This window comes from Sporosarcina sp. P25, assembly GCF_002743235.1.
GTDB classification, from domain to species: domain Bacteria; phylum Bacillota; class Bacilli; order Bacillales_A; family Planococcaceae; genus Sporosarcina; species Sporosarcina ureae_B.
Map to the genome: position 1 here is coordinate 109433 of NZ_PDYV01000001.1, position 26146 is coordinate 135578.

The window sequence follows — 26146 nt, forward strand, 5'->3', positions numbered from 1 at the left end:
CACAATTGAAGAGAAATGAAAAAAGAGAAAATCACACGACACTACAAGCATATTCGCCAACTAGCATGACTCGGCTGAAGCAAGAGCGGGTGGGGACTCGATCCTCTGTGATGCCGGGAGTACATTCAGCATAGGAACTGAATCAATTTTACGCCAACTCATCCGTCGCCCGTCTTTGTCGGAGACCACTTCCACTTGGCGGGCTGACGGAATACATACCCGCTCATAGAAAGGATGAAGCCCACATGCACAGCACACCTACAGTCGCGCAGAAACAAGATATTCAACGCCTCGAAGACCAGATTGGCCAGCTGATCCGCATTATTGCCAACCTGAACGAGCGCATCAATTACCTGGAAACGATCAAAACGAATCCATTCCTCATTCCCTCCGATATAAAATGAATGCAAAAAGACCTGCATCCTATTTCGATACAGGTCCTAGTGATTACTATGTCAATTAAACGTCAGCAAATCCTCGAGCTCTCGATCATTGAGCTCCGTCAACCACTGACTCGAATGAATCAAATCAGCTGACAACGCTGCTTTCTCGACGAGCATCTCGTCAATTTTTTCCTCGATCGTCCCAACGGTTACAAATTTATGCACATGTACGAATTTGGTCTGCCCGATACGGTACGCACGATCCGTTGCCTGGTTCTCCACAGCCGGATTCCACCAACGGTCTGCGTGCAATACGTGATTCGCCTGCGTCAGATTCAAGCCGGTGCCCCCAGCTTTTAATGATAAGATGAAAATCGGGAATTCCCCGTTTTGGAACGCCTCGACCAATGCGTCACGTTGTCCTTTCGGCATACTGCCCGTCAAGAACGGCACGTCAATTCCGTGTAGCTCGGACAAACACTGACGGATCATTTGCCCCATGCCGATATACTGCGTGAAGATCAAGCATTGCTCACCGTTCGCCGCAATCTCCGCTGCCATCGAAACGATTCGCGCCATTTTATTGGATCGGTTCGTCAATTCGGCAGCAGGGGCTGGCGGTTCTTTTAAGAATAAAGCCGGATGGTTACATAATTGTTTCAAACGGCTGAGCATTTTCAAGATTAAGCCTTTGCGCTCAAATCCTGTCAGAGTCTCGAGTTTGAATTTCGTCTCCGAAACAAAACTTTCATACAATGCCGCTTGCTCAGGAGTTAGCGGTACATATTCATTTTGCTCGAGCTTCTCAGGCAAGTTCAGGCGCAACTCCGGATCATTCTTCGTCCGGCGCATCATGAACGGCTGAATTCGAGCACGCAATTTCCGCTTCTCCGCTTCAAGATCATCACGCTCAATCGGCACGATGAACTCTTCGCTGAATTTACGGAAACTGCCAAGATACCCTTTATGAATGAAATCAAAAATGGCCCATAACTCCGACAAACGGTTCTCGATCGGCGTACCGGTCAATGCGATATGATGCCCACCGCGCAACTTCCGTATTGCTCGTGACTGCTTCGTCTGCAAGTTCTTAATATTTTGTGCTTCGTCAATAGTTACATTCGCAAACTCGTACATCGACAGCATCTCGCCGTCTTGTGTGGCGGTACCATACGTCGTCAAAATAATATGCGTTTGACGCTTGCTCATAATATCCGCAAACTGCTCCTCGCGCGCACGATTCGTCCCGTAATGTACATGTACGTTCAAAGAAGGCGCGAAACGCTCGAGCTCCTTTTGCCAGTTCCCCATGACACTTGTCGGACAAATGATTAGCGAAGGGGAGTCGGTTTCCGGTAAATTATGCACATACAACAAATACGTAATGAGCTGTACGGTTTTCCCAAGTCCCATATCATCCGCCAGCACAGCACCGAATTTATTGTCGCGCATGAAATGAAGCCACTCGAAACCTTCTTGTTGATACGGACGCAACTCGGCATGCAACGTCTCAGGTACCGTAACCGCCGGTAAACCTTTCTTGTCATGCAACATATTCATTACTTTACGCAAAGACTGTTGCATCGAAAACGCGACTAACGGATCGTCTTCTTCCTCTTCATCGTAGACCGGCGCAATCTCTTCCGGCACTTCATTGAACAGCAAATCCTTCACTGTCCATTCGCCATCATCGACTTGTTCCATCAACTCACGAATGCGTTTGAGCCATGCGGGATCCAAATGGAACCACTCATCGCCCGCGCGAATGTACTCACGGTTTTCATCGACCATCTTCTGGAACTGATTCTTATCGATCTTTTCCCCGGCAAGTGAAAACTGCCAATCAAACGACAACACTTGATCGAGACTCGCTGACGAGCGATACGACTGCATACCCGCAGACGTCCGAATCTTCAACTTCGTCTCTGTCACGGTTTTTAACCAAGCGGGCAGTATAACCGGATAATCAAATGCCTGACATAGTGGCAGATCTTCCTGAATGAAAATCCGCACTTGCGCATCATTTAACGGCACATGCATGAACTGTCGCGGCTCATACCATTCGACGGAACGGAAAATCCCGACCATTTCGGATTGACGCTCTTCAATCTCTTCCGCGTACGGCTTGCGTTTTGCAGGTAAAGCATTTTCAATCGAGCCCGCTATTTTACCGATCGCTGGCGACCACTGCGCACCGCGATCACTAATTAGAATCGTCTCAAGCAACCAATCGGTCCCATCGATCTCCGGCTCCGTCAAACGAAGTGCTACGCGGAATGGTAACTTCGACTTTTCGGTATTCGGCCATCCATACTGCTGAAAATGCGGCAACAAAGCAGGGAAGTCTGCCATCGAGACACCGAGTGTCGCCAACTGGCCGCGCATCGCAAGCGAGATATACCGCCCCGCCTGCTGAGATAAATGGGTTTGATCGAGATCAAACGACAGTCCAGACTCATTCGCTTCAACATACGAAAACAGCGCAGGATCATTCCATAACGTCGCTGCCTCGCGAATGGCTGTCAGGATTTGTTGGTCGTTAGAAGTCGCACCTGCGTATTGCACATACGGATGACTACCAGACGAGAACAAACGCAACAACATATCGATCGATATATCGAGCCAATTATCACGTTGCTCCACCAACATGCCATACATCGTAGGTTCATCCGAATAAAATAAATACGACACTAGCATATCCGCATCGATCTTGCGCGTTTCACCTGCGACATTTGCGGACACGATGAAGATGCCGTCTTGTCCTTCTTGTAACGTTAACTCTAATGAAAGTTGTAAGATGTTCGAATCGGTCATAAAAGTAGATTTCCTTTCTCCATCTCTTCCATCAGTGCACGCAGACGTGGAAATTGCTGGCGGACTGTATGGACATAACGGTTCCAAAATTCATCGCGGCCATCGCGCTTCGCAGCAGCCTTCATTTGCTTCCATAAACGCACTGCACGGCGATAGCTATCTCGATTTTTCTCTTTGACTAATTTCAATGCTTCGGCATGCATGAGAGGGAACACCGCTTGCGAATCTTCTGCGAGTGCTGTTTTCATCGCCGAGCTATCGATCATATCGACTGACCCGCGCGTTAAATGCATAAGCGCAGCCCATTCAGCATAACGATTACGTTCGAATAAAAACTTGCCATATGCACGACTTGCTTCCGGTCCATACGATTGGAACAGTTGATCGCGCTGATCTTCTGGCACATCGGATAGCGCCAGCAACTCGTCGATATCCTCGGCAAACGCGGAACGGTTGCGCGTCGCAAGCTGCTGATAATGCTCGGCTAAATGAGGAAGCAATTGCAACATAATTGACTGCACAATATCAAAATCCTCATCTTCCTTCGCGTAGAGCGCAAATGCCAACCACTGAGGAACAGCGGTAGCATCTAGCGTATTCAGTTCCTCATCGAGCTCGTCAAACCGTCCCGATGTCAAATAGAGAAACGCACGGAATAATGGCGCGTCTGCTGCCGTTTCTTTTTGCAGACGTTCAATCTCCTGCGTCAATTCAGCTTCATCGGAATACAGCTCAGTATAGACGAGACGGAACGCTTCAAAACGTTTCGAGAATAAACCATCCTCGTCCAGTGCGAATGAATGGATCAAATCTTTGAGCTTCGTATGAAAGGCGTCCGTCTCAAATAGACGCGATTTTGAACTCAGCTGTTTGATGCCTGCTTTCATTTCAGACATTTGCTCATTGAGCCAGATCGTCAGCTGCCATTTGCCGTAATGATAGGAATCATTCGCCGAAAGTTCACTTTTAAGGAATGGCCATGCCGCCCGCAATAATGTTAGTTGATAGTACAGCGAAAAGAGCGGCTTCCATTCCCATTCAAAAGGAGAAAGCCGCGTTTTCTGGTGTTCAATTTTGGAAGCATAATGCAAGAATCCAGTCGGTCCGTCACTCGCATTCAACTCGCCAAGGGGCTTCACTAATTCGGATAATGCGTTCAACCAAGCTTCGGGCGTCCGTTCATTGATCGACAATTGTGTCTGCACAGTTCCTGACTGGCGCCATGTATTCAGCCAATCCGATAATGAATGAAACTGCGAGTACAAATGAAAGACGACCGAGATCTGATGCGCGCACCAGTCTCCGTCGGCACATGTACAGTACGGCTCCATCGTCATGAAAGAAAGACGTGCGAATTCGGATTCTGTACCCGAAATGTTTGCCATCAAGGATTGCTCGGTTTCCGTGTAGCGATACGCACCGATTGCGTTCATACGTACAAGTGAAGCAGCCTTGCGTATAATTTCCGCCTGTGCAGGGACAGACGGCTGAAATGTATGTTTAATATGATTCATGAATTCTTCAATTTGTGATTCGTGCATATTTGCGATTCGTTCAATAGTGATGGCCACCGAATCCACTCCTTACTTAAGCATTCCTCCTATTATACCGTTTTTATCGGTCCTTTACCACAACTTGAGGAGCATAAAAACAATCAGATCTTATTTATCTGTTTGGTTTTCGAACAACTGCATGAAGTTCAACATGCCTGATAGCAACAACTGGCGGTTTTCGTAGTCCAATGAATTAGCCCGTAAAATAAATTCTTTCAACAGTGGCTCGTTTTCAATTAGCGATCCGTACTGTGTAAGAAATCCTTTTTCATACGTGGCGCTACTGTCGAGCGTCTGATTCGAAAAAGGACGTACCGTCTTTAACGGTTTGTCCAGAATCATCGCAAGTAATACATCATCCGGTATGTTATAGATTTTCTTAATGATCGGCACCAAATAAATTGGGAAAGCTCGTTCACTCGATTCATATCTAGACATCGTCGCACCATCGACTCCAAGATCCTCAGCCATTTGTTTTTGTGAAATATGTAAATACTCATCGCGGTATTCTCGTAATTGTGTTCCGAAACTCATTTTCATCACCCGTTTTTCTCGCCATCGTATAAGAAAAGAATCCGGTATTTCGGTAAATTGTCATTTAAACAATACGAATTGACGAATCGGCAATTCCGATGTTTTTCTACAATAATGTGAGAAGATTGTGATAAAAAATAGAAAGTAGGCGAAAATGATAGAAAAAGTGCAATTGATTTTACATTTTCCTCAATTGCGGCACCGTTTACAAAAGCCAGAACTTATGATCACAAATGCACCACATTTCTTCGAATCTCTCGAACAGCATTCCGAAAAAACTGTCCATGATCCAAATGGGGAAGTTTCATATTTGTATAACGTCAGGCGTGACGAGATGATCTTTGAGCAAGTTGTCATTTCATACGCGGACTGTCAAATGATCTTTTCTTACGAGAAAACGAATGTCGATGCGAGTAAACAATTACTGGAACAATTGAAAGAGGGAAACATCGAGTATCGGCCGGTGTCCAAAACTTTTCTCGTAGAGGCGTGATGAATAACCCGAAAGACGGCTGGATTTGCTGCTATGACCGTTTTCTGAAAAATTCTCTTGGTATATTAGATGGTTTCCGACTCATATCATGCACAAAATCCTCTTTAATGTGATATATTAATAATAATCGGAAAATTCAAATTACTGAAGAGGAGGGGGAAGAAATGCTAGTCATACAGCGAATCAAGCCATTTTTCACCAGGAAAGAAGAATTCAACTTACGCCTTGTATTCGCTTATCAATATTTCTCGATTAAGCGAAATGATGAGGTGTTCCAATTCATCCCCGCAGAAGGGAAGGAAATCGTTGTGAATACGAAAAGTTTGCAGATTGAGAACTTAGGAGAAGTATTCGTCTTTCAGCGAGGAAGCAGGTTTATACGAATCCCACTTTATCAATTGTTGCTAGTTTCCGATTTGCATTTGCATTTGTCGACTATACTCGAAGGAGCGATGGGATTGGAAGGCCATCTACAGGAAGAGTACATGCGTGAAGCGGACGGTTTAGTGGAGAAGTTGGAGCAAGATAATTGGGAACGAATGGTAGACTATGCGCTAGAAACCAAAAACCAACTCTTGTTCAAGGAGTTGATGGAAGGACTGCGAATGATTTGATCATCACACTAAAACGTTAAAAACACCTCAATTGGAAGCACATCTATGTGCGTCAACGTTGAGGTGTTTTTATGTGCGTTGTAATATACGTTTTCTCATAGTGTAAGGAAATGGAGCGCCACTACGAATAATCCCGACCCGGCCACGCCTAGTGCAAAGTCTTGCCATGTAAACTCAATCGTCTTGTCCAAGTTCATCGCTCATCACTCCTTTATGTAATTAGAGCCACCTGACCCTATTACTTCCTATTGTAACCTATTTCGATAGATTAGAAACATTCAGATAATTAAATGAATCTAATGGACTAGGGATTTTTAATCGGTTTAAGGATGACAGGGTGTTGGGGTGGGGATTTGCGCTCTAGGCGGACGCGTTTGGAGGGCCCGCAGTGAGCCAACTAGTCGCTGTGCTCCTTTAGTTGTCTCACCTGTCGAGCTGATCCTCCCAGAGTCGCCGCCTGCCGCGCCAATCCCTGCAGGGCGAGTGGGTGACAGTTATTGTAGTCATTGAAGTTAGGTTTTTAATTGATTTGAATTGATTTGAACATGAAATGTATTCAGTGACAATACCAGTTCAAACACTATCGTCAGTGAGTGTTTCTGCATCCATCCACCATAAAAAGTAGGATTGAAGCGGAAGATGGGGGCGACTCTGGGAGGATCAGCGGGACAGGTGAAACACCCGGCGAGCAACGCGAGGGGTGTGGTTCACCGCCCGCCCTCCAGAAAGCGTCCCCCAGCTGGAGCGGAAATCCCATGAGTAATGTAACTTCACTCAGCATCTTTAATTGTTTAAAACTCCAACACTACTACCAAATTCTGCAACAAAACAAGACATTCGTTGCAAATTCGTCATTTTTTGATAAAGTAAGAGAGATAGAAACTGATATAATCAGTCGAATAAGTTGGAGGCAAAGGAGAAGTACATATGTATTCTACTTACGGTTACTGGCGTTCACTAGTTTATCCTGACCGACTTGCCGTTGAAATTGGGCAAGGAACCGTCACTGGGTTCAAACGCCGTGTGTTTAGCGTATTCATTTTGGGCATCATCCTGTTCGTCCTCCGCGATATGTGGGGCATGAATACCGGGACGATGACGTATATCTTGGCGAACGGTTCGCTCGATGATTTCACCATCGGCCGCATCACTGCATTGGTCGGCGCCATACTCTGGGCCATCATCTACATGTCGTTCCATTTCTGGGGCGTCGCATGGATTTTAAGCATGTTGACGAAAATTCCATTTAAGCCCTTGCTGAAGCTACAGCTAGTGGTCACGGGATTATTACTAATCGAAAAACTCATCAATTTCCTGATCTTCGCGGTTGCTGGAAAAACAGCAGCGGTTTCGATTCTTTCATTCGGACCACTCGCGGTAACATTCTTGGATAATTGGTATCTCATTCTGTTTGTCAATCAATTGACGATTTTCTCTGCATTGATCGTGGCGGTTCAGTATCGCTTCATCAGCTTCTCGAAAGTGGAAACGTCACTTGTCGGTGAAGAAGTTATAGAGCATAAAGGTATCCGCAAGCATGCATTGTGGATGTTGATCGCATTGCAAGTGGTCTTTGCATTGATCACTGCGGCAGTTGGCTTTGCTCCTATCGAAAAAATGTTGAACTTGTTAATGATTGGAGGACTATAAGATGAAAGCACAAAATATCATCGTGACGGTCCTCGTTACAGCGTTTCTAGCTTTGAACATGTTTTTGGTGTTCGATGAAAAAAGTGTCATCCCAAAAGCCCAGTACGTCGGTGAGTACGAACGGTTGTCTGCGGATGATTACAAGAAAGAGCTCGACAAAGAAGGATTCATTTCACCGAAAGATTTGCATACTATCTACCTAAAAGACGACCAGACAATTGATTCGTGGCTCGTTCAAGAAGGGGAGACAGTGGACTTCGGAACTGAGCTCGCTTCATTGAAAGTGGATCACATCGATTCGCAACGCAATGAATTAGAATCGGAACTATCCGCGTTGCAAAATCAGTCGTCATCGATTTCACAAACGATCAGTAATTTGGAATATGAACAGTCCTCAGCGAGCGGTTCGAAAAACAATAGTGATTATTATGACACGAACGACGAGAAAAAAGTACGTGTGAATTTGAATGTAGGCATCGAAGTTAGAGAAGACGGAACGTTTGCGCAAGCGATTGCGGAAGCAGAACGCGATCTCGCTGAAGTGCAACGGAAAACGGAAATCGTCGAATCGCAGCTCGCAGAATTACCGAATGAATCTGCCTTGACGAGTCCAGTAAGCGGCTATGTCGTAGCGATCAAACGCGATAGCGAGTCACCATCTATCGATATTTACAGCACCGACCAGACGATCGTCACATATGTACTCGACAATGAATGGCCAAACGTGGAAACGGGCGCACCGGTAACGATCCAGCATGACTCGATCCACACACCGTTCACACCGAAAGTCGATCCGAATCAACAACCAGAAGAACCAGTAGAGCCTGAAGAAACGGAAGACGGGATCAGCAGTGAAAAAGGTAAATCAGTCGCGTCTCTATCTGCTGACGGTGTACCACCGAGTACCGTGCCTTACGACGATCCGAAAACGGAAATCGACGGAACGGATGCACAACCGCCAGCTGTGAATCCGAACGCTGGATCAAATCCTCCTGAAGAAAACTTCGACGGCACTTCCGGTAACCCGGATGGTTCGCTCGACAAACCGGAAACACCGGTATCTTCACCGGACAACAATAACAACTCAGGCACGCGAGATACACCGAACACGGAGACACCGCCATCTACAGACACTCCAAACTCGGATGGGACGACAAATCCCGATGCAACACCTGAAGCTACACCGAATCCGGATGATGCAACAACAAATCCGGACGGAACGATCACGAATCCAGAAGTAAAGGATTCACCTGAAGGTAAGCCTGCATTAACGAATAAACAAAAGAAACTCGCTGAAGTACAAGAGCGCATCACTCCGGACTATCCAAATGACATCTCCACAATTAATGGAGTCGTCGTATCGGTATCCAAAGTGCCGGCGAAAGACGACGAGTGGTTAGAAGCGTATAAAGCCCTAGGCAATACACAAAAAGACAATCCACTAGCCTATTACGAAGTACGCATTGCGCCGTACGACGAGCAAATGGATTTGCCATTCGGCACAAACGTCAACACGTTCATTCAAACGAACGAAGCAAATCAAGCAGTCAGCATCAAAACAAACTGGCTGACAGATAAGTACCAAAACAATGCGAAAATATGGACGCTAGACAACAATGGACGAGCAGTCCAAAACATGGTCGAAGCGCCATTCACTTCACTCGATCGAACAGTCCTCACAACGGGCGTCGAACCAGGCGTGATCGCACTACACAACGAAGATCTGGACAGCAGCCTCGAGCACCAATCCGTCTTCCACCCACTTCCACTTTACCTACCGGAATGGGAACAATGGAAAACAACACCTTGGCAACACTACGTCCGGTATTTGATTAAACGATAAAAAACTGCCCGTAATTGGGCAGTTTTTTTTGTTTTTGTGGGGGAAGGGTTCTGCAGGGGTGTTTCTGTTGGCCGCTCTGCTGGGCGCTCTATATAGCTTGTTATCCGCTCTATTTATGTTGTTGAACGCTCTATGAAACCTCTTAAGCGCTCTATCATCTCGTGTAATCGCTCTATGAATGCGCTCGAGCGCTCTATCAAGCCAATCAACCGCTCATTGGAGTAGTACATCATGAAATTAGGCAAGGCGAAGCCGCGCCGCTCATACATTCTGTTTAAACGCTCTATCAGCCAAGCTAACCGCTCAATATTCATGCTTAAGCGCTCTATCCGACCATCTATCCGCTCTATCCCGACCAATAATCGCTCTATCAAGCCAATCAACCGCTCATTGGAGTATTACATCATGAAATCAGGCAAGGCGAAGCCGCGCCGCTCATACTTTCTGTTTAAGCGCTCTATCCGACCATCTATCCGCTCTATCCCGACCAATAATCGCTCTATCAAGCCAATCAACCGCTCATTGGAGTAGTACATCATGAAATTAGGCAAGGCGAAGCCGCGCCGCTCATACATTCTGTTTAAGCGCTCTATCAGCCTAGCTAACCGCTCAATATTCATGCCCAAGCGCTCTATCCATCCGCTTATCCGCTCTATCACGACCAATAATCGCTCTATCAAGCCAATCAACCGCTCAATGAAGTATTACATCATGAAATCAGGCAAGGCGAAGCCGCGCCGCTCATACTTTCTGTTTAAGTGCTCTATCAGCCTGGCTAACCGCTCAATATTCATGCTTAAGCGCTCTATCCGACCATCTATCCGCTCTATCCCGACCAATAATCGCTCTATCAAGCCAATCAACCGCTCATTGGAGTAGTACATCATGAAATCAGGCAAGGCAAAGCCGCGCCGCTCATACATTCTGTTTAAGTGCTCTATTAGCTAGGCTAACCGCTCGATATTCATGCTTAAGCGCTCTATCCGACCATCTATCCGCTCTATCGCGACCAATAATCGCTCTATCAAGCCAATCAATCGCTCATTGGAGTATTACATCATAGAAATCAGGCAAGGCAAAGCCGCGCCGCTCATACATTCTGTTTAAACGCTCTATCAGCCTGGCTAACCGCTCAATATTCTTGCCCAAGCGCTCTATCCATCCGCTTATCCGCTCTATCACGACCGACAAGCGCTCTATCAAGCCATCTATCCGCTCAATCGCATGCAACCACCCACAACCCCAACATGACTAAAGACATATTTTCAAATAAAATACCAACATCTATCATTCTCAAACCCCATAAAATTGAATTCTCCCCAACAAATCGACTCCAAAATTCAATTTCACCCTCAAAAAATCACTCAAAATCGAATTTCTCCTAATACTTCCCAATCCATGACGCCCTTGATACAATAAATATACGCTCTAACAATCCAAATAGAGGGAGGTGAAACAACATACTCTATAAAACTCGCACGATCCCCAAACTAATCATCGGCCAACAGGCGCTGCTAAAACGCTTACCAGTTAATCATGACAAATACGAAAAAGTCCGCACTGATTTCTACAACGGCAAAGCGGGCTTCGGAGGGGAGAGGGAATTCGACTACCAATTACGAGACTTCATCCCGCCGTATCCGCACGCCATCCTCCACGACGTTTTCCTGAAACACGAACATGCCTATTTCCAAATTGATTCCATTTTGATTACCCCGAGCACCATTGTCTTGTTCGAAATCAAAAACATCGCAGGCAAACTACACATCAAGCAAAGTCCGACTCAATTCATTCGCGAATCAGTCAACGGGGAACGCACCGTCTTGAGAAGCCCAATCGAAGAAATGGAACGCAAAAAACACTATTTCACCAGCTGGTTGCAAGCGCGTAACATCGATATCCCTCTTGTCGACTACATCGTCTTCGCCTACCAAAACGAACTCACCATCGAAAACACATCGTCCCACCGGCTCGTATTTTCATATGAAATCCCCAACCGTCTGAGAAATTTGGAAATGAAGAGTGAACTATTGAGCGCAAATCAAATCAAGAGATTGGCTAATGAACTCCTAAACACACATCGCCACTATGACCCATTCCCGCTAATCGAAAAGTACGCACTTTCCATAAAAGACTTGGCAACTGGTGTCGCGTGCCCGCATTGCGAACAATTGATGATGATGTGGCGGACCAGAAGTTGGCAGTGCCGGACGTGCGGCCATATCGATCGCCATGCCCATCATGCTACGCTGGCGGAATGGTACTGCATCGGCGGCGCGCAACTCACCAATCAGCAATTCCGCCACTTCACTAATATCCACTCTCGCCACATAGCGAAACGAATGCTGGCCAACCCCTTCACCGAAATGTCCGGCAAAAAGCGCAACGCGATCTACCAACTCTCTCCGAAACTCCTCAACACAGAAAATCTACATTTGTAAAAGCAACCAAACCAGCGCATAAGCTTTACATGCGCTGGTTTCTTAATGAAATCCAATAACGTAGTCGCTCATAAGGAGATCTGCGCTACCCAAAACCTCCGCGCGCTCAATGTTTCTCCTTAACCGATCAATCGCCACGCCCAACCGCTCTATACACCCCGTTCAGCGCTCTAACTGCCCAAATAACCGCTCAATCAAGCCAATGCCCCGCTCTATGCAGACCAATATCCGCTCAATCCCCACGGCCGGACTGCCCATAAGGAGTTCCGAGCTATCCCGAACTACCCGCGCGCTCAATGTTTCCCGCTATCCGCTCAATCCTCACGCGTAACCGCTCTATCCACCTCGTTCAGCGCTCTATCAGCCCCAATAACCGCTCAATCCAGCCAATGCCCCGCTCTATGTAGACCAATATCCGCTCAATCCCCACGGCCGGACCGTCCATAAGGAGTTCCGAGCTATCCCAAATTCCCGCGCGCTCAATGTTTCCCGCTAACAAATCAATGCCCAGGCGTAACCGCTCTATCAATCTCGTTCAGCGCTCTATCAGCCCCAATAACCGCTCAATCAAGCCAATGCCCCGCTCTATGTAGACCAATATCCGCTCAATCCCCACGGCCGGACCGCCCATAAGGAGTTCCGAGCTATCCCAAACTTCCACGCGCTCAATGTTTCCCGCTATCCGCTCAATCCTCACGCGAAACCGCTCTATCAACCCCGTTCAGCGCTCTAACTGCCCCAATAACCGCTCAATCCAGCCAATGCCCCGCTCTATGTAGACCAATATCCGCTCAATCCCCACAATCCCCACGGCCCAACAGCTCACCCCCAATCCACCCCCAACCCCAAAAAACAAAGTCATCCAACAAATTTCAACAATACCCCTACCAAAACACATGCCAAATCCCGTATACTCTTAACAAAAGGGGGACGTTTATATGAATCTAGCTTACGACAAAAAAATATTCTTAAGTACTATAGCGATGGCCGTTGCGGTATCTGCAGTAGGAGTTACTGCATCTGCGCCGGTGGAGGCTGCGAAACCGGTTGCGTTTAAGGACGTACCCGAGAAGCATTATGCCTACGATGCGGTCATGTATATGGCTGCCAATGGAATTATCAAAGGCTATGCCGACAATACATATCGCCTGAATAAACCTGTCACTCGGGCTCAGGCGGCTAAGATGATCGCCGTTTCCATTGGAGCGAAGCCGAGCCATGCGTATAAAATGGATTTCAAGGATGTAACGAAAGACAACGGATCGTATGACCATATTCGCGCGTTGACGCAGCGGGGCTTGTTTAAGAATGCGGATAAATTCAATCCGAATAAACCCCTAACTCGCGGACAAATGGCGAAGCTACTAGTCCTTGGGTACCATATTGTCACGGACGACAATGATTTCATTATTTTTGATGATGTCCAGAAGAGCAGCGGGGCATATGCATACATTATTACGATTGCGGAACTCAATATCACGACGACGCGTCCAGGCGGCAAATTTAATCCGAATGAACCTGTTACTCGTGGCCAAATGGCGGCATTTTTGTACCGTACGATGCAATTCGACGAAAATCGCAAAAATGGATTGATTACGTATGACAATAAAAAGAAGGGCTATGTCGATCGCGATCAAAACTTGATCAAGCCGAATCCTGATAATCAAAAGCCGACACCTGAAAAGCCAAAACCAGTACCGCCGACGCCGAAACCGGAACCACCGAAACCAACAAAACCAGTTCCGCCAAAACCAGTTCCACCCGCTACAAAACCGGAGCCGCCAAAACCTGAACCTGAAAAGCCTTCATTGGCGGCACAGGTGATTATTAACGTGAACGTGAAACGACAAAATGCCAAAATTGGCAATCTACGGGCGGATCCCGCGCTCAACCGCATTGCGAGTGCGAGAGCGGAAGACTTGGCGAAGCTCGGGGAATTATCACATATTACGCCGACATATGGCACGGCTGAAGAGATGCTGAAGAAATTTGATTATAAATGGACGGCTTATGGTGAAAACATTGGGGCTGGCTTCCATGATGCGCTTGAAATTACAAATGCTTGGTTAGCATCGCCTGCGCATAAAGAGAATCTATTAAGCCCAGTATTTACGCATATGGGAGCAGGTACGGCACCTGATCCATCGGGTAAAATCTATTGGGTCACACTATATTCGAAAAAATAATTATAGTTAGCCGCTTAATCGCTGGTGTATAGGGTATAGTGGAAAGATACATACTTTTACCAAACCCACCGTATAAAGGAGGAGACGCAATGAAACAAACTCTTATCGCAGTAGCAGCTGTTTTTGCCTGGCTCTGCTTAACACCCGCCACTGAAGCCGCGACTCTTGACGAAGTGAAAGAAATTGTCGATTTGTACTATTATGGCGATAAGCCTACTAATCTTCACAACGCGAGAAACGTCACCGAAGTCGTACGTCAGCTTGATGAATACTCGGTGTACATGACGCCCGCTGAATATAAAGACTATCTCAATCAATACGCAAGCGCTGAAGCACCGGCGCAAGTCGCTACTGTTACGGCACCGCACAATCCAAACAATGTGAGTTCGAATATGATGTACGGAAACGTCGGGTATATGAAGATCAAGACATTTTCTGCGCATTTACAAGAAGACGTCAATACCCATTGGTCACGTTTGAAAGCCGCAGGAGCGAAGAAACTGATTTTGGACTTACGTTTTAATGGTGGCGGCTATGTTGACAGCGCCGAGCAATTACTAGGCTTCTTCCCGAAAGTAAGAGAAGCGTATAAACTGCAAACACGCATGGGGACACAGTCAGGGAAAGTCGTTCCAGCGAAAAATAAATTCCCGGTAGACACGTACGTACTCGTCAACCGCTACTCAGCTTCCGCTTCTGAAATTGTGGCAGTCAGCCTCAAAGACCAAAGCGCGGCGAACGTAGTAGGGGAGACGACAAAAGGAAAAGGTAGCGTTCAGTCGTTATTCGAATTAGAAAACGGCGGCGCGCTGAAGCTAACGACAGGTCACTATACAGGACCTAAAGGAACACCCGTACAACACATAGGCGTCGAGCCGAATATTAAAATGAAATCGGGAACGGAGCACACCGGCATGCACAAACGCCTTGTCACTTCTGACTTGGCCGCGCGGGGCTACCAATTCATCAAAGGACCAACCGCTGTAGCGCAATCAAAAATATTCAACGTCGAGTTCACGCAGAACATGAACTTTGGTCCAGCGAAAGATTTCAACAAGATGGAACTTGTGAAGTTCGGAAGCGTCTCTATACAAACGGCTAAAAAGGCCAGTAATGAGAAGACGATGACAATCCAGCCGGCGAAACCGATGGCGCTTGGGGCAGAGTATATGCTCATTGTTCATCCAGGGATAGCAGGGGCTAATGGGTTGAGTGTGGTGAAAGGGACGTATACGCCTTTTACTGTGCAAGCACGGGCTAAATAAATTGGTGATGATGGCGAGAAGTTGGTATACTGTATAGATGGAATAGAATTAAAACTTAGGTACTCTTAGTAGATGAGGTGAGGATGGAGGCAACGTGGATCGACGCTGCAGGCGGATGCTTTCCCATGGGCCCGCGGTGAGCCATCAGGAGTCCTCGCCTTCCGCTTACGATTCACTTTGTTTTTACAGGGGTTTGATGCGGAATGGTTAAAACCTGTTGTATTTCTATTGGATGGAGTGAGGGCAACGTGGATCGACGCTGCAGGCGGATGCTTTCCCATGGGCTCGCGGTGAGCCAACCAGTTCGCTTTGCTCTCTTTGGTTGTCTCACCTGATCGAGCTGATCCATCGGGAGTCCCCGCCTTCCGCTTACGATCCACTGGTTATTCTTCTGGAGTTTGTGTGGAAGTGCTTAAAAAGTATTCATTCTTATATAATGTATTTGCTAGAACAAAGGATGAAGAGATTCATCCTTTCTCTTTGAAATTAGATGTGTTGGGTGTTGCGTTCTTGAACTTGAAATTCCAACACAAAGAAAAAGTGGTTACTAACTGTTACCGTAATATAGGTAGGATCGGAACGAAAGGCGGCGACTCCCGGAGGATCAGCGTGAGTTCGAGACCCTGGACTGAACGAAGTGAGGGAAGCGGCTCGGGCCACGCCCTCGGGAAAGCGTCCGCCTGTAGTGCAGATCCCAACCCCCCACACAAAGTCTCACAAAGTTCCACAAAGACACATCACCACAACCTAAAACAAGAAAGCGAAGGTATCATACACTATGGAAAAGAAATTATGCGTAGTAGGCCTAGGTTATATCGGTCTTCCAACTGCCGTTATGTTTGCGAACAGCGGCGTGCAAGTACATGGCGTCGATCGTAACGAACGCGTCGTTCAGCTGATCAACAATAAACAACTACATATAGAAGAAAACGGTTTGCAAGAACGTTTGGAGAAAGCGGTAGACGAAGGGCACTTCCAAGCCTCTACTACACCGGTAGAAGCAGACGTCTACATCATTGCTGTACCGTCACCGATCAATCCGGACAACACGGCGAACTTAGAATTCATCCGTGCGGCAACCGCGTCGATCGTGCCGTTTGTCAAAAAAGGTGCACTGGTAATCTTGGAATCAACAGTTCCACCGAAGACGGTCGAAAACGTCATGCTGCCTGAATTACGTAAAACGGATCTAATTATTGGGGAAGAACTATTCGTTTCTCACTCACCTGAACGCGTTATTCCAGGTAAGATCTTCGAAGAACTAGTAAACAACGACCGTATCGTCGGTGGTGTCAATGCGAAGTCGGCAGAAATGACGAAAGAACTTTACGAAGTGTTTGTCAAAGGAACGATCCACTTAACGGACGCTACCACAGCGGAACTTGTTAAAGTCATGGAAAACACGTACCGCGATGTCAACATTGCATTTGCCAATGAACTCGCAAAAATCGCAGAAGGAATCGACGTGGACATTTGGGAAGCGATTAAGTTTGCAAACTTCCATCCACGCGTCAATATCCATACACCAGGCCCAGGCGTCGGTGGTCACTGTATCGCAGTCGATCCATGGTTCTTAGTGGAATTGGCTCCTGAAAAAGCAGATATCATCAAAAAAGCCCGTCTAACTAATGATGGCATGCCGATGTATACAGCGAAACGCGCACAGCGTTTACTTCAAGAGTACAATATCGAAAACGGTAAAGTGGCGGTTCTCGGTCTTGCATTCAAAGGGAACGTCGACGACATGCGCGAAAGTCCGTCAACGAAAGTGATTGATTCTCTGCAAGATTTGGGTCTAGAAGTCGTTTCATTCGATCCGCACATCAAAGAATTACAGCATTCGACGCAAGTTGCAACGCTTGAAGAAGCAATCGGCACAGCGGACCTTCTTCTATTAACTACAGACCATGACCAATTCAAACAACTGAATCCGGCAGACTTGCAGACGAAACAGCCAAGACCGATCATATTGGACACGAAAAATGCTCTTCCAGCAGATAAATGGGAACAAGCAGAATATAGATTCTTCAAATTAGGCGATGGCAAAAAAGAGGGGCAACTGTACAAATGAAAGAAGAAATACTAGGCGTCTCCGTCAACACGGAGAACTACGACGAACTGATTCCAAAAGTCTTCGAGAATATTGAAGAAGGAAAGAAATCACTTATCGTCGCGATCAATCCGGAAAAGCTCATGAAAGCTAAAGAAGATCCAGAACTAAAAGCCTTGCTGAACCGAGCGGAATTCCAAATCCCGGATGGCATAGGTGTAATACTGGCATCCAAGCTGAAAAAAGGTCACATTCGTTCGCGTGTGACAGGAATCGACATGATGGACCGCGTCGTACAGGAAGCCGCCATACGTGGAAAGCGCATTTTCCTCTATGGCGCAAAACCTGGCGTGGCACAAGAAGCGGCTGCGAGATTGCAAGTTATGCATCCAAACATTCAAATCGCTGGTATTCAGCACGGTTATGAAAAAGATGTACAAGTCGTACTCGACACGATTAACCAAGCCAAACCAGATATATTATTTGTGGCGATGGGTTCACCGAAGCAAGAGCAGTGGATTGAACAACACCGCGATCAGCTACATCCGACGTTGTTCCAAGGCGTAGGCGGATCGTTCGACGTGCTAGCGGGCAATATCAAACGCGCACCGGCAGCATTCCAAAAAGCAGGAGCGGAATGGTTGTATCGATTGCTACTTGAACCAAGCCGGATTAAACGTCAAATGAATTTGCCGAAGTTTTTGGTAGAGGTGTATCGGAAGAAGTAAGGTTAAAGAAATAAGATAGGCAAGTAAGGGCTAGGGGTTGGGGATTGGCGCTTCGGAGGGGACGCGTTCCTGAGGGCTCGCGGTGAGCCAACCAGGTCGCAAGCTCCCTTTTGGTTGTCTCACCTGTCGAGCTGATCCTCTGGGAGTCGCCCCTCCTACGCGCCAATCCCTTACGAGGTGTGTGGGTGGCACTTATCGATGTTCATTAAAGTTAGGATTGTAATTGATGTTGTGTGAAATTTGAACTAGTACATAACCAAGGTCACCAAGTTCAACGATAACAATAATTAACATACTATTTCCAGTGAGTGAATCAAGTACCTCCACTATCAACGTAGGATGGAAGCGGAAGCTGGGGCGACTCTGGGAGGATCAGCCCGATCAGGTGAGACAACTAAAGGAACGCAGTGACTAGTTGGCTCACCGCGGGCCCTCCAGAACGCGTCCCCAGCTGTAGCTTCCATCCCAACCCACTAACTATCTTTCTACTAATCCAAAGTAAAACTACTAAATAAATTCAACCAACTAACAAAAGTAAATTAAGAAATTTTATACTATTAAGTTACTATCTTGTAATCTAGTGAACTTGGTGATAGAATACGAAGTTGTAAGGATAATTTTCTCTTTAGCATATAGCACTATATGTGCAAAGCGTTACGGTTGGTTGACCGCAAACAAAAAGGCTTGAACAGTTCCCATCTGTTCAAGCCTTTTTGTTTGGCAAAAATCTCTTGCATGCCCAACATCCCTTCTTTTTAAAACGCTTTGGAAAATACTTGTATTATATTAATCTTTCGATACAATAGTAGATGGGGCAAAAATATTTTGTCGCACCGTGCTATTAGACTAGTATATAATCCAAGATTCAATTGACTTTTAGCACATACTTATCTATACTTTAAGTTGTAATGCCTACTACTTTCATACATAGGTAGTAACTGGCAAAAACAAGAGATAATACGAGGAGGAAATTATTTAATGGCTAACCAACCAACGAAATATCGCAAGTTTGTAGTAGGGGCTGCTTCAGCTGCACTAGTAGCATCAGCAGTAGCACCAGTAGCAATGGCTGCAACTTTCACTGACGTAAAAGACAACAACTCACACAAAGAGGCAATCGATGCTCTTTCTAATGCAGGTGTAATTTCAGGTTATGAAGACGGAACATTCAAACCAAACAAAACACTTACTCGTTCTGACGTAGTAAAATTGATGGGTAAATGGTTAGTATCTGAAGGTTATAAAGTACCTACAGACTACAAAACTAAACCACGTTTCTCAGACTTGAAGACTACATCTAACGATGAGCTTCTAAAAATGTCTGCACTAGTATATGACAACGGAGTATTCGTTGGTAAACCAGACGGTTCATTAGATGCAAACGGCGACATCACTCGTGAAAACATGGCAATCGTTCTTGTTCGTGCATTCGACCGCGTACATGATATTGACCTAACTTCTTATGTGAAAGACCAAGACTTCAAGAAAGACGTTACAGACCTAGGCAAAGCGAAAGCTGAAGCTCGTCCTGCTATCGACGTTCTAGACTTCTTCGACATCACAAACCCAGCTGCACCAGAATTCAACCCTAAATCAACAACAACTCGTGGACAATTCGCTTCATTCCTTTACAAGACTACTAAAGTAGACTTCGATGAAATTGGCGGCGAAATTGTTGCTCCTGGAGTTGCATCTGTTAAAGGTATCAATGCTACTACAGTAGAAGTAACAATGAAGGACAAAGTTGAAAACATCAACTCCCTAAACTTCACAATCGATGGTTTGACTGTAGCTAACGCTGCTGTAAAACAAACTGATGATAAAACTGTTGTATTGACAACTGCTACTCAAAAGGGTGGAGAAAAGTACACAGTGAAGTTGAACGACAAAGCGATCGGATCATTCACTGGTATCGAAGCAACTGTTCCAACAACTATCAAAATCACGAACCAATCAGTACAAGGTAAAACTGGACAACAAGTTATCCTTTCTGCTGACACTGGCGTGAAAAAAGCTGGCATCCCTGTTACTTTCAACGTGAAAGCTAACACTACTGGCACAACAAACAAAGACCAAGTCTTCGAAGTAATGACTAACGAAGATGGTATCGCAACATTCTCTTACACTCAATACTCTGCAGGACAAGATCAAGTAACAGCTTACCCAACAGGTGCACCAACAGTACGTAGCATCGGTTATGTATTCTGGGGCGTTGACACAATCCTTGCAGTTGAAGACGTAACTGCTGGTAATACAATCAGCAATGGCGCTAACAAAACTTACAAAGTAGTTTCTAAAGACGCTACAACTGGTAAGCCAGTAGCTAACCAAACATTGAATGTTTCTTTCAAAGAGAACATCGAAGTAACACCTGATCAATTGAAAGACGCTACAGTTAACGGCGTGGCTGTTGCTCAATTGTCAAACGGTACAGTTACAAGAGCTGCACAAATCACTACTGACTCAAAAGGTGAAGCTACTTTCACTGTTTCTGGTAAAAACACATCCGTAACTCCAGTAGTATTTGTTGCAAACAACACTGCAACTGCTAACGACTATAAATATGATGCATCTGATCTTCAAGCAACTGCTTCAAAAGTAACATTCTCAGCTAACCAAGCAGAATATACTCTTGAAATGGTTCGTGAAAACGGTGAAGTTGCAGCAACTGGTGGAACTAACGGCCGTAAATACACGTTGACTGTTAAAAACAAAGACGGCAACATTGCAGTGAATGAAACTGTTAACGTTGCATTCAATGAAGACTTAGACCGTGTGATCTCTACTAACACTGAAGCTAAATTCATCGAAGTAAATGACGACAACACTCAACAGTACTTCACTGGAGACAAAGCTAAGAAAATTTCTGTAAAAACAGACAGCAAAGGTCAAGCAACATTCGTTATCGGTTCTGATAAAGTGAATGACTATGCAACACCTATCGCTTGGATCGATGTAAACACTCCAAACGCTGTAGAAGGTAACTTTGATCAAGGTGAGCCAAATGTAATTGGTCAAATTTCTTACTTCCAAGCTGCTTACCTAGATGGCGCGGCATTGAAAGTCTACAACGCAGCTGGTAAAGAAACAAAAGAATTCAAAGGTAGCGAAACTGCAACGTTTAAAGCAGAACTAGTTAACCAATCAAACAAAAAAGTTCCAAACACTTCAATCAAAAAAGCATCTTACACTGTATTCAATACAGGCGCTAACGATGTAACTGTTGAAGGCCAAATCGTTTCTCCTAACCGTAGCTATACAGTTACTAAAGAAACAGGCAATACAGAACTTAAAGTAACTCCAACTATGGACAAAAACACTTCAGTACGCGTAGTTGCTACTGGCGTTGCTGTTGACACAGACGGCAAGGACTATGCATTCACTGCGAAAGAAGCTACTGCTACATTCACAGCTACAAGTGCAGTTTCTGATCTATACACTGGAGAAGTAGTATCTTTCAACTCCGACAAGAAAGAACTTACTTTCAGCGGAAAAGATGCAGTTAAATATTCTGGCGAAAAAGATGTAACTTACGAATACAAAGGTCTTGGTAACACACCAATCGCAACTGCTGATGACTTCATCAAAGAGTTGAAAAAAGGTAAAGTTACTATCACTCGTGAAGTAAAAGGAAGCACAACTTCTTTCTATATCATTGAGCAAGATACTACTAAAGCAGGACCTACTGATACAGCTACAACAAACGCTGCTGATAAAGCTGCTGCTGATGCTGTAACAGCGAAAGTTGTTGCACTTCCAGCTGTTGCAGACCTGAAACTTGCTGACAAAGCTAACGTAGAAGCTGCACGTGCTGCATACGTTGCGTTGACTACAGCTCAAAAAGGTCTAGTAACATCAGCTACAGTAAGCGCTCTAGAAGCTGCTGAAGCTAAAATTGCTGAACTAGAAGCTGCACAACCACAAGGATTCAAGTTCACTAAGACTGAACTAACTGGTAACTCAATTGCTATTGGACTTGGTCTAGGAACATTCAACATTGAAGGAACAGTTGCAACTGAAGATATTGGTAAAGTATCTAAAGTAGTACTTAACTTCACTGATGGAAAAGACAATCCTGCTACACCAAACGTTGACGAATCAAAAATTTCTGAAACGGTTACTGTAGATGCAAACGGTAAGTTCGCTTATAACGATCTTCTTGAAGTGGGCGTATACAAAAACGTTTCTGCTACGTACACTGTTGATGGAGTAGAGCGTACAATTGCTTCTACAAAAATCACGCGTGTAAGTAACTAATCAATTAAAGAAAGATTCATAGTAACAACTACAAACCTATTGTCTGACAATAGGTTTGTAGTTTAAAAATTAGTAATACAAAATTTGGAGGTATATTAATGAAAAAAGCAACTAAAGTTTCTCTAGTAGCAGCATTGGCAGTATCTGCCCTAACACCTGCAATGGCTATTGGTGCAGAAACAAATAATGCAGCAGCTGGATTTTACAACGTAGACAACGGCCAAGTAGTAACAGCGGATGCATTTGTCCTACTATCAAACACTGAAAAAGTAAATTTACTAAAAAACTCTAATGTGTATTACGCAGATGGAGAAGGTAAAGTTGTTCAAGCGACAAAGATTATCGATTCCAAAACTGATGCTGCACTAGTTGCTGCACTATTCCCTGAAACTGAGCTTGAAGCTGATAAGAACGTGACGTTGACGCCTGAAGGTACGGTTGTTCCTGGACAATCTGTAGCACCTAAGGTTGAATCAGTAAAGGCGATTAACGCTAATGAGGTTACATTAACATTCAATACTGAAATGTTGAAATCAGCTGCAGAAGATGTTGCTAATTATACATTTACAGCAGTTGCTCCTTCTGCTCAAGGAGCTATTACTCCTACAGATATTCAGCTACAAGCAGACGGTAAAACAGCAGTTGTTCGCTTTGCAAATAACGATTTAGTAGATGCTACTAAATATAAAGTTGAAGCTAAAAATATCTTATCAAAAGATTATAAAGAAGTTGCTAAATATGAAGGTGAACTTACATTTTCAGCTGACAAAAGTGCACCAGTATTAAGTGATGCAATGGTTTCAGGAACTGACCTTCTTCTAACTTTCAATGAGGAAGTAGATTTTGCAAGTGCAGTTCTTAAAGTGGATGGTAAAGAAATCTCACTATCTGCAGCTGCCGCTACTAATTCTGGAGATGCAGGCGATTACACATATGAAGTTGATGCATCAGCTGTTACATCTGTACTTAGCAAAGGTACACACTCACTTAGTCTTGTAGGAATTAAAGATGTTGTTGGTAATGAAGCTGGTACTATTACAAAGTCTTATACAGTTGCTGACGATGTAGTTGCACCTACGTTCAGCAAAATTGAAGCTATTGATAAAGATACATTCAAGATAACATTTTCAGAAACAGTTACACAACCAACATTTAAGGTATTGAAGGGGTCAACAGAATTTGTTGCAACTCCAGTGGAAGCTGGTCCAGCGAAGGTTTATACAGTAGATGTTGCTAACACTGCTGGTACTAACAAACTTTATGAAACTAATGAAAGTTCAGTTGCTCTTAAAGTAGAAGCTTCTAACTTTAAAGATAACGCTGGATTATTTGGTAATACTTTCAATACAACTGTAGCGCTTCAAAGAGATACTGTAGCACCAAAGCTTTTGAACAATGATTTAAACACTGTTGCGTCAAGCGCTTTAGACACTGTGGTTAAAGTCGTGTTCGATGAAACAATTGCAATTGCTGATGCTTCTAAAATCAAGGTGATTGACCCTGAAGGTATTGAGTTGGCTAACACACCTACTCTAACTACAGGTCCTAAAGGAGCTAATACAGCAATCAATGCTACACTTACTGGAGTAACACCAAAAGCAGGAACTTATAAAGTTGTATTCTCAGAAGGAGCAGTTGTTGACACAGATTTAAACAAAAATGCCGCTGTTACAGCTAATGCAACATTCAAAGCAGATGAAACATATGTAGTTCCTACATCTGTAACACCTGCTACTGATAATTCAATTACGGTTGTTTATCCTTCAGAAGTTACAAACTCTGCACTAAACGTTGCAAATTACAAGTTAGATAACGGCGCTCTTCCAGCGGGAACTACAGCTGTATTTACAACTGCTGACAAAGACACTGTGAAAATTCAATTACCATCTACTTTCAAAATTGTTGATGATGCAAACTATAAGTTTGAAATCACGCAAAATGTGAAAACTACAGCTGGTGATACTGTAGTAGCGAATGCTGGAGCGGCTACTAAAACAAATTACACTGAAAATATTCAGCTATCTGATAACGTTGCACCTGAATTAGTATCAGCTAAGTATGTTACAGCTAATACTGGTGATACTACTGCAACACAAATTAAATTGACGTTCAGTGAAGGTCTTGCAACAATTGCAGCTGATGAAGCTAGCTTGATTAATGACCTTTTACTAAAAGTTAATGGTACTACCGTAGCTACAACGGGTAACACTGCTGTTACTGCAAATGATAAAGAAATTCTTGTTACTATTCCTTCAACAAATATTAACCAAACAACTACTATTGGTGTAGTTGCAGAAGGAACTGACAATGCAGCGTTAGTTATCACTGATAATTCAACAGCTAAGAATAAAATAAAAGCGCCTGCAACTGTTACGGTTACTAAGTAATATAATAATACTGTATTATTATTAGAATTTAAGGAAGTCCTCATAATCGAGCAATCGGTTAGAGGGCTTTTCTTTTTGCCTTCGCAACCGTATCAACTAGCATTTTAAATAGATATTATAATCTTGAATACACGAAACGTCCTCATCCATACAACAGGGTGAGGATTTTTTCTAATTTAGGAGGAGAAACCATGAAAGATACTAACCAGTACACGAACAAACAACAAACCTCAGAAATATCACTCACACAGTCTGCACAATCCAAGTCAGATCCAGCCGAAAGAGTAGATTTTGTATCCTTGCGAATTGTGAAAGAAACAAGCCTACTATACAAGAATCGTTAAATTAAGAGTCCAGAAGATGGATTCCACTTTTTCGAGCAGTTTCTAGGGGAAATAGACAGAGAATACTTTAAAGCGTGTTCCTGTGCACCACGCAATTCAGAAGCTAATCAGACAATTAGGTAATTAAATGAAGGAAATAATCTTCTAATCGAGCAATCGGTTAAAGGGCTTTTTTCTTGCTTTCATAACCACGTAAACTAGCGTTTCAAATAGAGACTATAATGCTGAACACAAGAAATGTCTTATTACATTCACTTGAATTAGGACGTTTTCTAATTTCAAAGATAATATCAGGTTCCCACGCAATTAAGACACAATTCTGGAGGTGAGATAATATGGTAACTAATGAAAAAATCCTGTGAGGAGGGGATTTGTTATATAAGTACCGAGAAAGCTCCTTGCCGGTACTTATATAACAGATTGGTACCAGATCCTCAGATAAAAACATTATTATATATTCACATATTCACTTTGCAATAAACAAGTAAGAATGTAGGGATGAAACACGTTCCGAATACTAGGAATTAGTTGCGTAAGAAATTTCTCTTTAGATCCATGATATCAGCGACATGCACAGCTTGGATTACTGGCTTCACTTGCATAA

19 protein-coding genes are annotated in these 26146 nt (G+C 44.5%); 13 read left to right on the forward strand and 6 right to left on the reverse strand.

The genetic code is table 11. From position 1 onward, the window contains the following. Positions 1-245: 245 nt before the first annotated feature. Positions 246-404 (forward strand): hypothetical protein, encoded by a 159-nt coding sequence (locus CSV70_RS16375; RefSeq protein ID WP_157111257.1) that lies wholly within the window; start codon positions 246-248, stop codon positions 402-404. Positions 405-455: 51 nt separating this feature from the next. Here CSV70_RS16375 and CSV70_RS00585 read toward each other — a convergent pair whose 3' ends face one another. The 3 genes from CSV70_RS00585 to CSV70_RS00595 form a co-directional block, all read right to left on the reverse strand. Next, complete coding sequence (locus CSV70_RS00585) at positions 456-3197, reverse strand: DEAD/DEAH box helicase (RefSeq protein ID WP_099660814.1); 2742 nt, start codon at positions 3195-3197, stop codon at positions 456-458. Then, a complete protein-coding gene (locus CSV70_RS00590; protein ID WP_099627801.1) occupies positions 3194-4768 on the reverse strand; it encodes a hypothetical protein in 1575 nt (524 codons plus the stop codon). Before CSV70_RS00590 ends, CSV70_RS00585 begins: the two co-directional genes overlap by 4 nt. Positions 4769-4858: 90 nt before the next feature. Continuing rightward, on the reverse strand, positions 4859-5284 hold the full coding sequence (locus tag CSV70_RS00595) for a helix-turn-helix transcriptional regulator (RefSeq protein WP_085132732.1): 426 nt from the start codon (positions 5282-5284) through the stop codon (positions 4859-4861). A gap of 154 nt (positions 5285-5438) precedes the next feature. On the opposite strand from CSV70_RS00595, the gene CSV70_RS00600 reads away from it, so the two are divergent. The 4 genes from CSV70_RS00600 (at position 5439) to CSV70_RS00615 (ending at position 9884) form a co-directional block, all read left to right on the forward strand. Beyond that, positions 5439-5777, forward strand: coding sequence for a hypothetical protein (locus CSV70_RS00600; protein WP_099660815.1), 339 nt, complete (start codon positions 5439-5441; stop codon positions 5775-5777). 164 nt (positions 5778-5941) lie between these two features. Further along, a complete protein-coding gene (locus tag CSV70_RS00605) occupies positions 5942-6391 on the forward strand; it encodes a transcriptional regulator (RefSeq protein ID WP_085132734.1) in 450 nt (149 codons plus the stop codon). A gap of 927 nt (positions 6392-7318) precedes the next feature. Then, the gene (locus tag CSV70_RS00610; protein ID WP_085132735.1) at positions 7319-8041 is read left to right on the forward strand and encodes a hypothetical protein; all 723 of its coding nucleotides are present in this window, start codon (positions 7319-7321) and stop codon (positions 8039-8041) included. Position 8042: 1 nt separating this feature from the next. Continuing rightward, positions 8043-9884, forward strand: a complete 1842-nt coding sequence (locus tag CSV70_RS00615; RefSeq protein ID WP_099660816.1) for a hypothetical protein — start codon at positions 8043-8045, stop codon at positions 9882-9884. Positions 9885-9997: 113 nt separating this feature from the next. Here the strand turns inward: CSV70_RS00615 and CSV70_RS16380 are convergent, their stop codons facing one another. The 3 genes from CSV70_RS16380 to CSV70_RS16390 form a co-directional block, all read right to left on the reverse strand. Next, a complete protein-coding gene (locus CSV70_RS16380; RefSeq protein WP_158233197.1) occupies positions 9998-10258 on the reverse strand; it encodes a hypothetical protein in 261 nt (86 codons plus the stop codon). Between the two features lie 24 nt (positions 10259-10282). Beyond that, positions 10283-10459: a hypothetical protein gene (locus CSV70_RS16385; protein WP_158233198.1), complete on the reverse strand. Its 177-nt coding sequence runs from the start codon at positions 10457-10459 to the stop codon at positions 10283-10285. 129 nt (positions 10460-10588) lie between these two features. Next, complete coding sequence (locus CSV70_RS16390; RefSeq protein WP_158233199.1) at positions 10589-10807, reverse strand: hypothetical protein; 219 nt, start codon at positions 10805-10807, stop codon at positions 10589-10591. A gap of 588 nt (positions 10808-11395) precedes the next feature. On the opposite strand from CSV70_RS16390, the gene CSV70_RS00620 reads away from it, so the two are divergent. The 8 genes from CSV70_RS00620 (at position 11396) to CSV70_RS16395 (ending at position 25542) form a co-directional block, all read left to right on the forward strand. Next, positions 11396-12325: a nuclease-related domain-containing protein gene (locus CSV70_RS00620; RefSeq protein ID WP_255407159.1), complete on the forward strand. Its 930-nt coding sequence runs from the start codon at positions 11396-11398 to the stop codon at positions 12323-12325. Between the two features lie 938 nt (positions 12326-13263). After that, positions 13264-14511: a CAP and S-layer homology domain-containing protein gene (locus tag CSV70_RS00625; protein WP_099660818.1), complete on the forward strand. Its 1248-nt coding sequence runs from the start codon at positions 13264-13266 to the stop codon at positions 14509-14511. 89 nt (positions 14512-14600) lie between these two features. Further along, positions 14601-15776, forward strand: a complete 1176-nt coding sequence (locus tag CSV70_RS00630) for a S41 family peptidase (RefSeq protein WP_099660819.1) — start codon at positions 14601-14603, stop codon at positions 15774-15776. A gap of 778 nt (positions 15777-16554) precedes the next feature. Next, positions 16555-17847, forward strand: a complete 1293-nt coding sequence (locus tag CSV70_RS00640; RefSeq protein ID WP_099660821.1) for a nucleotide sugar dehydrogenase — start codon at positions 16555-16557, stop codon at positions 17845-17847. Beyond that, positions 17844-18554 (forward strand): WecB/TagA/CpsF family glycosyltransferase, encoded by a 711-nt coding sequence (locus CSV70_RS00645; protein WP_099660822.1) that lies wholly within the window; start codon positions 17844-17846, stop codon positions 18552-18554. Before CSV70_RS00640 ends, CSV70_RS00645 begins: the two co-directional genes overlap by 4 nt. Before the next feature lie 978 nt (positions 18555-19532). Next, positions 19533-22811, forward strand: coding sequence for an S-layer homology domain-containing protein (locus tag CSV70_RS00650; RefSeq protein WP_099660823.1), 3279 nt, complete (start codon positions 19533-19535; stop codon positions 22809-22811). A gap of 98 nt (positions 22812-22909) precedes the next feature. After that, complete coding sequence (locus tag CSV70_RS00655; RefSeq protein ID WP_099660824.1) at positions 22910-25198, forward strand: hypothetical protein; 2289 nt, start codon at positions 22910-22912, stop codon at positions 25196-25198. 191 nt (positions 25199-25389) lie between these two features. Beyond that, a complete protein-coding gene (locus CSV70_RS16395) occupies positions 25390-25542 on the forward strand; it encodes a hypothetical protein (RefSeq protein ID WP_158232377.1) in 153 nt (50 codons plus the stop codon). Positions 25543-26146 lie beyond the last annotated feature (604 nt).

Coding starts and splice junctions, on each gene's coding strand:
- CSV70_RS00650 (WP_099660823.1), top strand. CDS start 19,533: ATGGCTAACCAACCAACGAAATATCGCAAGTTTGTAGTAGGGGCTGCT.
- CSV70_RS00625 (WP_099660818.1), top strand. CDS start 13,264: ATGAATCTAGCTTACGACAAAAAAATATTCTTAAGTACTATAGCGATG.
- CSV70_RS00630 (WP_099660819.1), top strand. CDS start 14,601: ATGAAACAAACTCTTATCGCAGTAGCAGCTGTTTTTGCCTGGCTCTGC.
- CSV70_RS16375 (WP_157111257.1), top strand. CDS start 246: ATGCACAGCACACCTACAGTCGCGCAGAAACAAGATATTCAACGCCTC.
- CSV70_RS00655 (WP_099660824.1), top strand. CDS start 22,910: ATGAAAAAAGCAACTAAAGTTTCTCTAGTAGCAGCATTGGCAGTATCT.
- CSV70_RS00600 (WP_099660815.1), top strand. CDS start 5,439: ATGATAGAAAAAGTGCAATTGATTTTACATTTTCCTCAATTGCGGCAC.
- CSV70_RS16390 (WP_158233199.1), bottom strand. CDS start 10,807: ATGTATGAGCGGCGCGGCTTTGCCTTGCCTGATTTCATGATGTACTAC.
- CSV70_RS00645 (WP_099660822.1), top strand. CDS start 17,844: ATGAAAGAAGAAATACTAGGCGTCTCCGTCAACACGGAGAACTACGAC.
- CSV70_RS00585 (WP_099660814.1), bottom strand. CDS start 3,197: ATGACCGATTCGAACATCTTACAACTTTCATTAGAGTTAACGTTACAA.
- CSV70_RS16385 (WP_158233198.1), bottom strand. CDS start 10,459: ATGTATGAGCGGCGCGGCTTCGCCTTGCCTAATTTCATGATGTACTAC.
- CSV70_RS00640 (WP_099660821.1), top strand. CDS start 16,555: ATGGAAAAGAAATTATGCGTAGTAGGCCTAGGTTATATCGGTCTTCCA.
- CSV70_RS00615 (WP_099660816.1), top strand. CDS start 8,043: ATGAAAGCACAAAATATCATCGTGACGGTCCTCGTTACAGCGTTTCTA.
- CSV70_RS00605 (WP_085132734.1), top strand. CDS start 5,942: ATGCTAGTCATACAGCGAATCAAGCCATTTTTCACCAGGAAAGAAGAA.
- CSV70_RS00595 (WP_085132732.1), bottom strand. CDS start 5,284: ATGAGTTTCGGAACACAATTACGAGAATACCGCGATGAGTATTTACAT.
- CSV70_RS16395 (WP_158232377.1), top strand. CDS start 25,390: ATGAAAGATACTAACCAGTACACGAACAAACAACAAACCTCAGAAATA.
- CSV70_RS00610 (WP_085132735.1), top strand. CDS start 7,319: ATGTATTCTACTTACGGTTACTGGCGTTCACTAGTTTATCCTGACCGA.